Here is a 12,915-nt window from a genome sequence, read left to right as displayed (position 1 = left end):
CCCCCCAGCCGGGCCCATCGGGCCGGATGCTTCTGACCATGGCCTTGCGCACCCTGCCCCTGCTGGGCCGGCTGCTGCCGGCTTCCCCGAGCCCGGTGGACTGGGCTGGCCTCGGCGTGGCGAGCCGCTGGATCGGTCGCCTGGTGCCACCACAGGCTCCGCCGCTGCTGATTCTTTCGCTCCCACGCAGCGGCTCGAGCTGGGCCGGTGACATTCTGGGTCATGCGGGCAATGCCCTCTATCTCCGCGAGCCCCTGACCCAGCATGCCCTGCAGTTCGACGGGGCGCAGGGCGCATTGCGCTTCCTGACTGCCGACAACGTCTCGGCCAGGGAGGCGTTTCGCGCCCGGCTGGCCTTCCACGGCATCCCCGACTTCATCTCCGGCGTTGTCCGCATGCCCGCCCAGTGGGCGCTCTCATGTCGCCGTGGCAAAAGAGTCGTCATCAAGGAGGTCAATCCCTTTGCGGCCGACTGGCTGCTGAAGGCCTTTCGGGCCCGCTGCCTGATTCTGCTACGCCATCCGGCAGCAACAGCGGACAGCTTCCGGCGGCTGGGCTGGTCCGGCCAGCAGGACGCAAGGGAAGCTCGACGGTTCCTGGAGACGGCCGGTATCGCAGGACCTGCCGTCGACGAGCAGGATTTCTGGTCGATGCAGGGCCTGATCCAGGGTGCCGCGATGGCCGCGCTCGCCCGGATCGTCCAGAGCCACGAGAACGTCCGGCTGGTGCACTACGAGGCACTGTGCACGGAGCCGGCATCCCGTTTCCGCGAACTGGCCGAGTGGGCCGGGCTGGAGTGGACACCAGAGCTGGAGGAACGGCTGCAGGCGCGGAGCCGGGCGAATCCGGAACGGAACGATGCCTATGACACCCACCGTGACAGTCTGGCCATGCGCGACGCCTGGCGCAGCCGGGTAAGCCCGGATCAGGCACGCCGCTTACGCCGAACCTTCGCCGCATTCAACCTCCCCTGGTATGCGGCCGACAGTGACTGGGAAGAAGGGCACTGATGCAGGCCGGGAACGCCGAATGAGCCAGCCACCACAACAGCCGTTGGGGCACAAGCTGCGCCAGGGCGCCGCATGGACCTATCTGCAGGGTGGACTGGGCGCGCTGATCCAGTTTGGCGCCGGCATCGTCATGGCGCGACTGCTCGATCCTTCGGACTTCGGTGTCTTCTTCGCGGTGAGCGCCTACGTGGCCCTGCTCGCTGCCCAGGTCCGTTTCGGGCTGCCATCGGCACTGTTGCAGGCCCGCGAGGTGAACGAACAGCAATGGCAGTCGGCCTTCTGGGTCATGCAGGGAATCGCGCTGCTGTGCACGCTGGCGGTGTTTGCTGCCAGCGACTGGCTGAGCGCCTTCTACCGCGATGCCCGTTATGCCGACCTGATGCAGCTGATGTGCATCACCTTCTTCCTCGCGCCCTTCATGGTGACCAGCGAGACCCGGCTGCGCAGGGACATGGAGTATCCGGTCATCAGTCGCACCCGGATCATTGCCAAGTTTTCCGGAACGGCGGTGGGCATCGCTGCCGCATTTGCGGGTCTGGGTCCCTACAGCCTCGTCGCCGGCGGAATCTTCGCTGCAGCGCTCTCCACGGTCATGCTCGGCCGGATCACAGGCTGGCATGCCCGAGCGATATTCGCGCCCGGCTCCCTGCGTCCGCTGTTCTCGTTCGGCTGGCGGATGCATCTGAACAACAGTCTCAGCCTTGCGGCCAACCGCGTGGACAACATGCTGCTCGGCCGCCTGGCGGGTCTGGATCTTCTGGGCATCTACAACCGGGCCTTCGCCATCGCCCGCCTGCCGGTGGACAACATCTGCACGCCCCTGTACCAGCTCGTATTCGGCGCACTGTCGCGAATACAGGATGACCATGCGCATTCGAAGCTGATGTTCCAGAAGGTACTCTGTGCCGTCACCTCGGCCGTATTCCCGCTGCTGCTGTGGCTGATCTTCAATGCCGAGGCCTTCATTCATTTCCTCTATGGCGACAAGTGGCTGCCGGCAGCCGAACCCTTCCGCCTGCTGGCGCTGGGTTCCTTTGTCCTGGTCATCTCGATCACCCTCAGCAGCCTTGCCGCTGCCCAGAACCTAATCGCCCGCCAGACGCCCATCATTGCGCTGAATCTGGTTTTGACCATCGTCGCCGTGATCGTCGGCATTCGCTGGGGTCTGATCGGCGTGGCCGCCGGCATTTCAGCGAAGATCCTGGTAACCAATGTGCTGCTGGTACGCATGATGCAGCGCTCTCATCTGGAGATGGGTTGGCAATCCATCCTCTCGGCCATTGCTCCTGCCCTGCTGGCAACCCTGTTCACCTTGGTGCCGACCGCTGCCGCAGCCCTCCACTTCGACGCGCTGGGCTGGTCGCCCACCGGGGCGGCGCACTTCCTCGCCATGTCGCTGCTCATAGGCGCTGGATATTCGGCCAGCTGGTATCTGCTGGCCCGGCGGCGGGCCGGTGACCCGGTCGTTGCGGCCAACCTCGAACTGGTGCAGCGGCTGCTCGCTCGCCTCCTCAAGCGGACACGCGCGACATGACGGCGCGCCCCCCCATCCGGCCCGGCTTTCTGGTGGGTGAAGGCCGCAGCGGCACCACGCTGTTGTCCTCGATACTGAACCGGCATCCCCGGCTATGCGTGACGCCGGAAACGCACTTCTTTCGACTGCTGCACGCCTATCCCGGAGGACCCCGCACGTTTGCCCGAGACTGGCCTGCATCGCTGGAATGGATGACGGCGCGCATGGAGCCCACCCCCGAGTGGCAACCGGATGCACAGCGCTGGCTCGCGGCGCTCCCCGGCGATGGGCGACGCCGTTATCCCGGACATGCACGCCTGTTCCTGCTCATCGGCGACGAATTCGCCCAAGCGCACGGCAAGTTCGAGTGGATTGAAAAGACGCCACCCCATGTCCGCTTCATCCCCTGGCTGCGGACGCATTTCCCGAACGCCCCCATCATCCACCTGGTCCGTGATGGTCGTGACGTTGCCGATTCGCTCAGTCGGATGGCATGGAGCAGACTCGACCGTGACGCCCATCTGCTGCGCTGGGCCTGGCGGGTCGGTCGCGCCCGGCGACAGCTTGCAGGGGATTCCGGAGCGGTCAGTGTACGCTACGAGGATCTGGTCGAAGCGCCCGAGGAAACGGTCGGTCACCTCTGCCAGTTCCTCGGGCTCGACTATCGGCCGGCCATGCTGTTGCCCGATGGGTCGGAAACGGGCCTGATCGAAACCGGCCAGGACCACAAGGAACTCGTCCGCCAGCCCATCACCCGAGCCCGACTGGCGCGCTGGCGGGAAACCTATACGCAAGACCAGCTGCTGCGCGCGGAGCGGCTGATCGGGCATGAACTGGTCAACTGGGGCTATCCCCTGGGCACGGACACTGCCGGCGACCGGACCCTGATCCTGGCCTGGCCCTTGCCCCGTCGCCAGCACCGCGATGCCCTGAGCCGGGGCGCAATCGGCCTGTGCGATGCCGGCCACCGGATCGTCGAACTGCGTTGTCTCCAGGAACAGGCGCCTGATAAGCTGCCGGATGCGTGGCTGACTGGCGAGCCCCTGCCCCTGCGCGACGGCAGCGGCCTGATGGCGCGGCTGCGCCGGCTTTGGCGCCTCTGGTCACGGCCGGCACGCTGGCGCGGTGTGGCCATTCACTATTTTTCCGCGATGGCCGCCAATGAAAGAAAGGATGCCGGCCTGGTCGAAAGAATCCTCAGCCGACGCCTGGCACGCCACGCCAGACGCGTCCTGGTTCCGCCCGGCACCGACGTGGACGCGTGTGCCGGACAGCTCGGTGTGCCCAAGGATAGCGTCGAGCAGATCGCCACCCCGGAATCGAACTGCAAATGAGTGACAAGGACAGCCCCGTATTCGTGTTTTCCGCCGGCTGGCGCTCCGGCAGCACCTTCCTGCAGCGACTGATCACCGCCTCGGGGCGGATTCTGGTCTGGGGCGAGGCTGGTGGCGCCCTGAACAGCCTGGAAGATGCCGCGCAACGCTATGCACAGATGCTCGGCCCCGGTCATCAGCAGTTCCGCCACGGCGCCGGCGGCAATGGCGAAAAGCAGTTCGAGACATTCCGGCAGGATCCGGTACAGGGCGCACATCGATGGGTAGCCTCACTGAACCCTCCCGCCACGCAGATCGATGCAGCCTTTCGCGTCTTTTTCGATACCTGCTACGGGGCACCGGCCCGGGCACTGGGTTTCGAACGCTGGGGTGTCAAGGAGGTCGTCAGCGGCCTCGAAACCGCACGCTTCCTGCGTCGGCTGTGGCCGGATGCACGCTTCCTCTTCCTGGTTCGCAATCCGCTCGACTGCCTGCTGTCGATCAAGCGCCGCAACTGGATGTCCCTGCCCGAGAGCCGCAACCGGCCGCGGTTCTTTGCCGAGCACTGGGTCCGGCTGGCCCGTGAGTTCCGCGCAGCCGACTTCGGCCACCTGGTGCGCTACGAGGACCTGCGCCAGGATTCGGATGCGTTGCAGATCCTGTGCGATTATCTGGACATGCCATTGCCGCCGGCGGACTTTCTTGCATCCAGCCGTGCCGACTGGTCCCCGGCCAACGATGCCGAGCTCAGTTTCTGGGAACGGCGCCTGGCACTGCGCATTCTGGCCCGCGAAATGCGGGCGCACGGCTACCGTCCGCGCTGATCGCCGATGGACCCCCTCACCCGCCGCCTGCTGTCCCGCCCCCGCAGCGAACCCCTGGTGCTGATGTACCACGGCATCGCCGATGCCGGGGAACAGGTGAGCCGCTGGCGGGTATCGCGACAGGCCTTCGCCGAGCAGATACGGCTGCTGCGCGACAGCGGTCACTACACGCTGCGCCTGTCGGAGCTCGAACGGCCTCCTGCCCCCGGCGGAGTCTGCATTACCTTCGACGACGGCTATCGCGACACCTTCGACGCGGCGCGCCTGCTTGCGGACCTCGGCTTCAGCGCCGCCTGGTTCCTGGTCAGCGACCGCGTCGGCGGGCAGGCGGACTGGGACGAGCCTGGACAGGGCGCCGCCCTGCTCGGCCTTGACGAGCTGCGGGCGATGGCCGAGGCCGGCATGGAATTCGGCTCGCACAGCGCCACCCATCCGCGATTGACGGACCTGGACGAGGCCAGCCTGGCACGGGAACTCGAGCGGTCCAGACGGCATCTGGGCGAATGCCTGGATCGAAACGTCGAGGCCATCGCCTACCCCTATGGCCGCTTCGATGACCGGGTGGTGGCCGCAGCCGGTCGGGCCGGTTATCGGCTTGGCTTTACCACAGCGGCCGGCACGGCCAATGCCGCAGCCGATCCCCTGCGCATCCGTCGCATCACCATCGAGGGCACGGACGACCTCGGCCGCTTTGCGCGCAAGATCGCGCTGGCCGGCAACGACGGCAGCTGGCGCCGGCTGTTGCGCTATGCCCTGCAGCGAACGGGTTTGGCCTCATGAACGGCACGTCCGCACCGGCCATCAGTGTGCTGATGCCCTGCTACAACTGTGGGGCGCACGTGGCGGAGGCCCTGCAGTCGGTCCTCGCCCAGACCTTCGATGACTGGGAACTCGTCGTGGTGGATGACGGCAGCCGGGACGATTCCGCGGCGCGGATCGCCGCCTGCGAGGATCCGCGGATACGGCTGCTGCGCCAGGACAATGCCGGGGTGTCCGCCGCGCGCAACCGCGCCATTGCCGCCGCACGGGGCGCACGACTGGCCTTTCTGGACGCCGACGACTGGTGGGCGCCGACCCTGCTGGAACGCCTCTCGGCGGCGCTGGATGCGGCACCGGGCGCGTTGATAGCCTACTGCGGCTGGCAGAATGTCGGCCTGCCGGGCAAGGCGGGCGAGCCCTACGTGCCACCCGATTATGAAACCGATGATCGCGACGCGCACCTGCTCACGGCCTGCCCCTGGCCCATCCATGCCGTGCTGGTTAAAACCCGGGCCGTACGCGAGGCCGGCGGCTTCGACGAGACCCTGGCGACTTCGGAGGACTATGCGCTGTGGCTGGAGGTCGCCGCGCGCGGGAGACTGGTGCGGGTACCCGAGGTGCTGGCCTTCTACCGTCATCACGGCGGCGGCCAGGCCACCGCGGACCGCACCCGACTGGCCCGGGACCAGTACCGGGTCCAGACCGCCTTCCTGGCACGCCACCCCGAGGTGGCCGAGCGGCTGGGCCGGCGCCGGGCGCGGGGCATCATCTGCGCCGGGCTGCGGCGCCGTACCTACGAGGCCTACTGGGAACGCGACCTGGACGCGGCGCGCGACCTGTTCCGGTTCGCGCTGGCGCGGGGCTGCCTGCGACCGGCCGATCTGCGCCACGCCCTGCCCGCGCTGCTGCCGCGCCCGCTGCATGCCCGCCTGCTGGCGGGCCGGGACCGGAGGCCGGCATGATCCGGCTGAGCTATGCCGTCTGCACCTACAATCGGGCCGCGCGCCTGCCCGCGCTGATCGCCGCCATGCGCGCGCAGGCATGCCCCTTGCCCTTCGAGATCCTCGTCATCGACAACAACAGCAGCGACAACACCCCGCGGGTACTGGAAACACTCGCCGCGCAGCCGGGCCCCCCACTGCGCGTGGTACGCGAGACACGCCAGGGCATCAGCCACGCCCGCAACCGGGCGCTGGACGAAGCGGCCGAGCGCGACTTTCTGGTGTTCATCGACGACGACGAACTGCCCCGCCCCGGGCTGCTGTCGGCGGCGCTGGCGTGCCTCGACGAGGAACAACTCGACTGCGTCGGCGGCCGCGTTCATGTGGATTTTTCCGGGCTGTCCCGGCCGGGCTGGCTCGGCGACGAGCTGCTGGGCTTTCTCGCCGAGGTGGACTACGGCGATACGCCCTTCCGCATCGAGGACGCCGATCATCCGGTCTGGACCGCCAACATCGCCTATCGCATGCGGCTCTTCCGCGAACATCCGGATCTGCGCTTCGACCTGCGCTACAACCGTGCCGGCAAGGCCGTCGGCGGCGGCGAGGACATCCGCATGTTCGAGGCCATGCTCGAACGCGGACTGCGGCTGGGCTATTGTCCCGGCATGGTGGTGGATCACGCTGTAGAGCCCTGGCGGCTCCGGAGGCGCTACTTTCTCGCGCTGCACTATGAATCGGGCCGCAAGCAGGGCCTGTACGGGCCGGACTCCCCCGCGGTCCGCTGGCTGGGCGTGCCGCGCTTCCTGTTTCCGCAACTGCTGCGCCAGGCCGGGCGTACGCTCGGTTGCCTGTTCAGCCGCCGCGCGGGCTGCCTGCGCCAGGCCATGAACCTGACCCATGCCGCCGGCCTGATTGCGGGCCACTGGCAGCGCGCGCGGGGGCAAGGGGCATGAGACTCACAGTCGTCATTTGTACCCACGACCGGGCCGAATCGCTCGACCGCACCCTCGACGCACTCATGCAGGCCGAGCCTCCGGCCGCGCCGGTCGACATCCTGGTGGTGGCCAATGCCTGTGGCGACGACACCGCCGAGCGTCTGCGCGCCCGCGCCGGTGCGGGCACTCCCTTCCCCCTGCACTGGATCGAGGAGCCGCTGCCCGGCAAGTCCCGGGCCCTCAATCGCGCCCTGGCCCTGCTCCAGAAAGACGCCGCAGCCTTCGTCGACGACGACCAGCGCGTCGCGCCCGACTTCCTGGTCGAGACCTGCGCCGCGCTCGAACGACATGCCGACGCCGGCATCCTGTGCGGGCGGCTTTTGCCCGACTGGGATGGCAGCGAACCGGCGTGGGTGCACGACACCGGGCCATGGCGCATCTATCCCCCGCCCGTGGCCAGCTTCGATGCCGGCGACGCCGCCCGTGACCTGGATCCCGACGACGTGTTGCCGCCCGGGGGCGACATCATCGCGCGCCGGGAGGTGCTGGAACGGGTCGGTGAGTTTGCCGTGGAGCTGGGGCCTCACGGCCATGACCTGCTCGGCGGCGAGGACATCGACTACCTGCGGCGGGCGCTCGCGCTGGGGATCAGGCTCCGGTACGAGCCGCGCATCCTCCAGTACCACGCCGTGGAGGCCGAGCGCCTGCGACTGCGCGAACTCGTCGCCAAGGCCTTCCAGCGCAGCCGCTCCTCGGTACGCATCGCCCGCCGGGGACCGACCGGCATCCAGCGTTACATGTGGAAGAAGGTCGCCATCTACGGTCTGCAGGCCCTGGCCAGTCTGTCGGCAAGCCGCCGGCGCTTTTATCTGGTCCGGCTGGCAGCGGCCCTGGGCGAGATGCGCGGCGCGTCCGATCGTGCCCGGAGGCAGGCAACATGAACGGCCTTGCCGCGACGACCGCCCTGACGGACGCCCTGCTGGCAACACTGGGCGTGTCGGCGGCGTTCACCCTGCTGTTGCTGCTCAAGTCCACCCTGCACTACACCCGTGGCGGGCCGCGCCTGCGCGAGGAAATCCTGGCGCACTATTTCGGCTATACCCTGCGTTCGGTGCTGCGGCTGGCCCTGCATGCCTTGCTGCTCGCGTCCCTGCTGGCCTGGCCCGGCGCCCTGCTCCATGCCGCCCTGGTCTCCGGGGGCCTGCTGCCTCCATCGCTGCCGATGACGGTACTCGCCGCCCTGCTGAGCCTTGGCACGCTCGCCGGCCTGCAGTTCCTGCGCCACCTGCTCTACCTCCCCAGCAGCCTGCTCATGTCCTGGCAGTACCGCTACCAGCGCCTCTACGGCCTCTGGCACCTGCTCTCGCCGGTGCGCCTGCGGCTGCTTGCAGTCCTTGTCGCACTGGCCTGGCTGGTGCCCTTCCTGGCCGCACTGGGCGGGATGATCCGGAGCGGGCGGCTCGCCGAGGCCCTGCTCCTGTTCGCGGCGGCCGCGCTGCCGGCGACGATGGCCTGGGCCGGTGGCCGTCGTCCTGGCGCCGCGCCCCTGCCGCCCGCGACCGACGCCGACCCGGCCCCTGACCGGCCCAATCTGCTGCTGATCGGCGCCGACACCCTGCGCGCAGACCGGCTGGGCGGGGAAGGCTACCGCCGCGCGCTAACGCCGACCCTGGACCGGCTCGCCGCCCGCAGCCTGAGGCTGAGCAACTGCTACGTGCCCCTGGGACGCACCGCCGCCAGCCTGGCCAGCCTGTTCACCGGCACCTGGCCCGTGACCCACGGCATCCGCGACAATTTCGTCGCCGACGACGAAACCGGCCTGCCCGACACCGCCCTGCCCCGCCTGCTCGGCCAGCATGGCTACCGCAGCCTGGCCATCGCCGACTGGTCCGGGGCCGACCTCGGCAAGCTGGATTTCGGCTTTGACGTGACGGATACCCCCGAGGACCAGTGGAACATCAGGTACTACATCCGTCAGGGCCCCATGGACCTGCGCCTGTTCCTGAGCCTGTTCACCCACAACCGCTACGGGCGCAGATTTCTGCCTGAACTCTATTTCCTGGCCGGCGTGCCGCTCACCCGGCATCTGGGCCACCGGACACGGGAGACGCTCAGCCGGCTGGCGCGGTCGGGACAGCCCTTCATGCTCAACCTGTTCATGGGCACCACCCATGTGCCCTTCGGATCCGAGTATCCCTGGTACCAGCGCTATGCCGACCCCGACTACGCCGGCGAGTCCAAGTTCGTCATGACCACGCTGCGCGACCCCAACGAGATCATCGCCAAGCAGGAGGCGCCCGAATCCTGTTTCGACGTCGAGCAGATTCTCAATCTCTACGACGGCTGTGTGCGCGCCTTCGACGACGAGGTCAACGCCATCCTGCGCCACCTGCGCAACACCGGTCTGGCCGACAACACCCTGGTGGTCATCTACAGCGATCATGGCGTGGACTTCTTCGAGAACGAGACCTGGGGACAGGGCAACACCATCCTCGGCGACGATCCGGGTGCGCGCGTTCCGCTCATCATCCACGATCCGCGCCACCCCGAGGGCAAGGTCATAGAAGGCATCACCCGCAGCGTCGACCTGCTGCCCACCCTGCTGGAACTGCTCGAGATCCCGGCGCCACCGGGACTGGAGGGTGTCAGCCTGTTGCCGGCATGGCGCGGTGGCCCGCTGCCCGACTTGCCTGCCTTCCAGGAAACGGGCATCTGGCTGGGGCAGGTGCCCGGCCGCCATCCCGACCACCTCGACTATCCCAACCTGCTCGAACTGCTGGACGTGCCCGATCCCCGGACCGGCACCCTGTCCATCAAGGCCGAGTACCGTGAACGGGTGATGCGGGCCAAGGACACCATGATTCGCCGAGGGCGGTGGAAGCTGGTTTGCCTGCCGCTGGCCTCAGGGGACTGTTTCCGGCTGTACGACCTGGAGACGGATCCGCACTGCCGAAGGGATATCGCCCCCGAACACCCCGAACTCGTCGAGTCCCTGCGCGCGGAACTGTTATCATGGCGCAAAGGGGGACGGCACTCGACATGAAGGACGATCCCAGAAGACCCAACCTGTTCATCATCGGCGCCATGAAATCGGGCACCAGCTCGCTGCATGCCTATCTGGATGCCCATCCCGAGATCTTTATGAGCCGGCAGAAGGAACCGGGGTACTTTCTGAAAGAGTTCACCTGGGGCCGGGGCGAGGACTGGTACCTGTCGCTGTTCGGCGGCGGCGAATCCTGCCGCTATCGGGGCGAGTCCAGCACGCACTACACCAAGCTGCCCCGTTTCCAGGGCGCGGCGGAACGGCTGGCGGAGCATTGCCCGGACGCGCGCCTGATCTATCTGATGCGTGACCCCATCGAGCGGATCATCAGCCATTACTGGCACATGGTCATGTCCCATGACGAGGACCGGCCCATGCTGGAGGCCGTGCAGCGGAATCCCCAGTACCTCCACGTCTCCAATTACCCCATGCAACTCGAACCCTGGTTCGCCCGCTTCCCGCGGGACCGGATCCTGACCATGACCTTCGAGGCCCTGGTCGCCGATCCCGATACCCGGCTGCGCGAGATCTTTTCCTGGCTGGGCGTCGACCCGGACTTCACGCCCGAGAATTGCGGCCGGAGCTACAATGCCGGCGCCGCACGGTTCGTGAAACCACGCGGAGAAGGCTGGCTGAACCGGCTGCGCTTCAGCCGCTTCTGGGATGTCGCTTCACGGGTGGTGCCGGCACCGGTGCGCGCGCTGGGCCGCCGTCTCGCAGTGCGCGAGTTCGATCGCGGCCGGGAGCCGATCGAGCCCGTGATCGAGCATCTGCGCCCCCGCGTCCAGCCCTGGATCCGTGAACTGGAGTCTCTCCTGGGGCGGGAATTCCCGGAATGGGCCACCAGCCTGGGTCAACCCGCCTCGCCGCGACGTGCCGGCAGTGGAGACTGAACGATGTTCTATACATCCTCCCGCTGTACCCGCTACGTATTGCTGTTCGAGGGGCGCACCGGCAGCAGCTACCTGACCACCCTGCTCGATGCCCATCCCCGCATCCACGCCATGAAAGAGGGACTGCGCCAGTTCAGGACACGGGGCCACGATGTCCAGGCCCGCTGGGTGCGCGAGGTGTTTCACGCACCGCCCGTGTCCAGGATCGGCTGCAGGGGATTCAAGACCAAGCTGCGTGATATTGCTGATCCCGAGGCCTTCTCCAGACTGTTGCAGTCAGAAGGGCCACGGGTGCTGTTCATGCGCCGCCGCAACAGGATCAAGTGCGTGGTTTCCCAGATCCGGTCACGCATGCTCAAGGAACGCACCAATCACTACAACGCCTATCGCCAGCAGGACCGACTGCCACCAGTGGCAATCCCGACGGCGCTGTTCGATCGGCTGTTGCGGGAACGGGAGCGGTTGGATGCCGAACTGGAGTCCTTCGTGGAACAGCTCGATCTCCCGCGCCTGGATATCTTCTACGAAGACATCCTGATCGACGAAGTCGCCCTCAAGCAGCGCGTGCTCGAGTTTCTTGGTGTCCCCCATCGCGATACCCGCGCCCAGACGTTCAAAAATACCAGCGATGACCTGCGCGAGTCGGTCACCAACCTGGAGGCACTGAAGGCCAACTACGCCGACACCCCCTATGAACCCATGTTCGATGAGGTACTGGTGCGCGAACCCTGACTTCCCCGGGCCGACAGGCTGCCCGGCACCTCGAAGCGGTCCGGTTCCAGCCCCGGGTAGAAGGGCAGTCCGAAGACCTCCAGAACGCCTGCCACCGAGTCCAGCTCGACCGCCGTAACCGCATCCTGCCACTTGTAGACCTCGGCGGCCGGGTCGCGGGCACGCCCGTAACCCGGCCCGCTCACCCTGTTGCGCCGCGGCGAGAGAAATTGCGCCAGGCCATCTCCCACCGGCAGGCCAAGCAGCCCGGCCAGCAGCCTGATACGTGGCTCCGCATCGAGGCAGATCCATTCGTGTTCGACCAGCAGCCAGGGAGGACGATGGGCGCGATACTGCATCCAGGTCATCGCCCCCCAGAACGCGGCTGCCTGCTCCCAGAAACCCACCGCGTGGCACATGGTATCGGCAAAGGGGGCCAGGGGACCCGCCATCAGTGCCCGCTGGGACAAGAGTTGCCGCAGATTGAACTCGGGGTCCCACCCTCGCTGGCGCCAGCTCAGGAACAGCGGTACCGGATGGCGGACAATCTGTACCAGGGACAGGCCCGGAAAGCAGGCGCCGATCCACTCCAGCATCAACCCTGTCCGCACCCACTTGACCAGCACGATCCGGGCTCGCGGACGGGCCAGCAGCTCTCGCAGCCCCTGTTCCGCGATCACGTACTCGTCCACCGCGCGACCGTCGAGGTGATCGGCAAGGGCCCGTTCCAGCACGGGTTCGTCCGCCTCGGGCGGCAGATAGCGATAAAGGGGATTGGCCGGCAGCAGCACGTCCGGTTCGAAGTAGTAACTGACACCCGGGCCGAGCGACAGGGCCTTGGCCAACCAGGAGGTACCACTGCGCGGAAGGCCGACCACGGCCACCCTGTGCCCTGGCCTCGGCGCGGGCAGCCCGTGCGCAAGCAACTGACGGCCTGCCTTGCGCAACCGGGAATGCCATGCCCGCATGGCGT

The 12,915-nt window shown here is 67.5% G+C and carries 12 protein-coding genes; 11 read left to right on the top strand and 1 reads right to left on the bottom strand.

All coding sequences use genetic code 11. The annotated features are described in order from the left end of the window. Positions 1-38: 38 nt before the first annotated feature. The 11 genes from MVF76_RS12700 to MVF76_RS12650 are packed head-to-tail and all read left to right on the top strand — an operon-like array spanning position 39 to position 11,963. Positions 39-1,010 (top strand): sulfotransferase, encoded by a 972-nt coding sequence (locus MVF76_RS12700; protein WP_297529709.1) that lies wholly within the window; start codon positions 39-41, stop codon positions 1,008-1,010. Positions 1,011-1,029: 19 nt separating this feature from the next. After that, on the top strand, positions 1,030-2,544 hold the full coding sequence (locus MVF76_RS12695) for a lipopolysaccharide biosynthesis protein (protein WP_297529707.1): 1,515 nt from the start codon (positions 1,030-1,032) through the stop codon (positions 2,542-2,544). Then, positions 2,541-3,857 (top strand): sulfotransferase family protein, encoded by a 1,317-nt coding sequence (locus MVF76_RS12690; protein ID WP_297529705.1) that lies wholly within the window; start codon positions 2,541-2,543, stop codon positions 3,855-3,857. Before MVF76_RS12695 ends, MVF76_RS12690 begins: the two co-directional genes overlap by 4 nt. After that, entirely contained in the window at positions 3,854-4,660 is an 807-nt protein-coding gene (locus tag MVF76_RS12685) for a sulfotransferase family protein (protein ID WP_297529703.1), read from the top strand. The genes MVF76_RS12690 and MVF76_RS12685 overlap by 4 nt, the downstream gene beginning before the upstream one ends. A gap of 6 nt (positions 4,661-4,666) precedes the next feature. Beyond that, complete coding sequence (locus MVF76_RS12680) at positions 4,667-5,440, top strand: polysaccharide deacetylase family protein (protein WP_297529701.1); 774 nt, start codon at positions 4,667-4,669, stop codon at positions 5,438-5,440. Next, complete coding sequence (locus MVF76_RS12675; protein WP_297529699.1) at positions 5,437-6,381, top strand: glycosyltransferase; 945 nt, start codon at positions 5,437-5,439, stop codon at positions 6,379-6,381. The genes MVF76_RS12680 and MVF76_RS12675 overlap by 4 nt, the downstream gene beginning before the upstream one ends. After that, positions 6,378-7,313, top strand: a complete 936-nt coding sequence (locus MVF76_RS12670; RefSeq protein WP_297529697.1) for a glycosyltransferase — start codon at positions 6,378-6,380, stop codon at positions 7,311-7,313. The genes MVF76_RS12675 and MVF76_RS12670 overlap by 4 nt, the downstream gene beginning before the upstream one ends. Then, complete coding sequence (locus tag MVF76_RS12665) at positions 7,310-8,236, top strand: glycosyltransferase family 2 protein (protein WP_297529695.1); 927 nt, start codon at positions 7,310-7,312, stop codon at positions 8,234-8,236. Before MVF76_RS12670 ends, MVF76_RS12665 begins: the two co-directional genes overlap by 4 nt. Further along, complete coding sequence (locus tag MVF76_RS12660; RefSeq protein ID WP_297529693.1) at positions 8,233-10,338, top strand: sulfatase family protein; 2,106 nt, start codon at positions 8,233-8,235, stop codon at positions 10,336-10,338. Before MVF76_RS12665 ends, MVF76_RS12660 begins: the two co-directional genes overlap by 4 nt. Beyond that, positions 10,308-11,231, top strand: coding sequence for a sulfotransferase family protein (locus tag MVF76_RS12655; RefSeq protein ID WP_297529691.1), 924 nt, complete (start codon positions 10,308-10,310; stop codon positions 11,229-11,231). Before MVF76_RS12660 ends, MVF76_RS12655 begins: the two co-directional genes overlap by 31 nt. 3 nt (positions 11,232-11,234) lie before the next feature. Continuing rightward, complete coding sequence (locus tag MVF76_RS12650; protein ID WP_297529689.1) at positions 11,235-11,963, top strand: hypothetical protein; 729 nt, start codon at positions 11,235-11,237, stop codon at positions 11,961-11,963. Here MVF76_RS12650 and MVF76_RS12645 read toward each other — a convergent pair. Beyond that, on the bottom strand, positions 11,921-12,910 hold the full coding sequence (locus MVF76_RS12645) for a hypothetical protein (RefSeq protein ID WP_297529687.1): 990 nt from the start codon (positions 12,908-12,910) through the stop codon (positions 11,921-11,923). The two genes, MVF76_RS12650 and MVF76_RS12645, sit on opposite strands and share 43 nt — an antisense overlap. Positions 12,911-12,915 lie beyond the last annotated feature (5 nt).

Source organism: Thiohalobacter sp. (genome assembly GCF_027000115.1).
In the GTDB taxonomy this organism is placed as follows: domain Bacteria; phylum Pseudomonadota; class Gammaproteobacteria; order Thiohalobacterales; family Thiohalobacteraceae; genus JALTON01.
Note: the sequence above shows the minus strand (reverse complement) of the source record. Positions and strands in the feature narration are given on the sequence as shown.

Excerpts from the sequence above, each read along its gene's own strand:
- MVF76_RS12650 (WP_297529689.1), top strand. The coding sequence starts at position 11,235 with ATGTTCTATACATCCTCCCGCTGTACCCGCTACGTATTGCTGTTCGAG.
- MVF76_RS12685 (WP_297529703.1), top strand. The coding sequence starts at position 3,854 with ATGAGTGACAAGGACAGCCCCGTATTCGTGTTTTCCGCCGGCTGGCGC.
- MVF76_RS12645 (WP_297529687.1), bottom strand. The coding sequence starts at position 12,910 with ATGCGGGCATGGCATTCCCGGTTGCGCAAGGCAGGCCGTCAGTTGCTT.
- MVF76_RS12660 (WP_297529693.1), top strand. The coding sequence starts at position 8,233 with ATGAACGGCCTTGCCGCGACGACCGCCCTGACGGACGCCCTGCTGGCA.
- MVF76_RS12665 (WP_297529695.1), top strand. The coding sequence starts at position 7,310 with ATGAGACTCACAGTCGTCATTTGTACCCACGACCGGGCCGAATCGCTC.
- MVF76_RS12680 (WP_297529701.1), top strand. The coding sequence starts at position 4,667 with ATGGACCCCCTCACCCGCCGCCTGCTGTCCCGCCCCCGCAGCGAACCC.
- MVF76_RS12675 (WP_297529699.1), top strand. The coding sequence starts at position 5,437 with ATGAACGGCACGTCCGCACCGGCCATCAGTGTGCTGATGCCCTGCTAC.
- MVF76_RS12695 (WP_297529707.1), top strand. The coding sequence starts at position 1,030 with ATGAGCCAGCCACCACAACAGCCGTTGGGGCACAAGCTGCGCCAGGGC.
- MVF76_RS12670 (WP_297529697.1), top strand. The coding sequence starts at position 6,378 with ATGATCCGGCTGAGCTATGCCGTCTGCACCTACAATCGGGCCGCGCGC.
- MVF76_RS12700 (WP_297529709.1), top strand. The coding sequence starts at position 39 with ATGGCCTTGCGCACCCTGCCCCTGCTGGGCCGGCTGCTGCCGGCTTCC.
- MVF76_RS12655 (WP_297529691.1), top strand. The coding sequence starts at position 10,308 with ATGGCGCAAAGGGGGACGGCACTCGACATGAAGGACGATCCCAGAAGA.
- MVF76_RS12690 (WP_297529705.1), top strand. The coding sequence starts at position 2,541 with ATGACGGCGCGCCCCCCCATCCGGCCCGGCTTTCTGGTGGGTGAAGGC.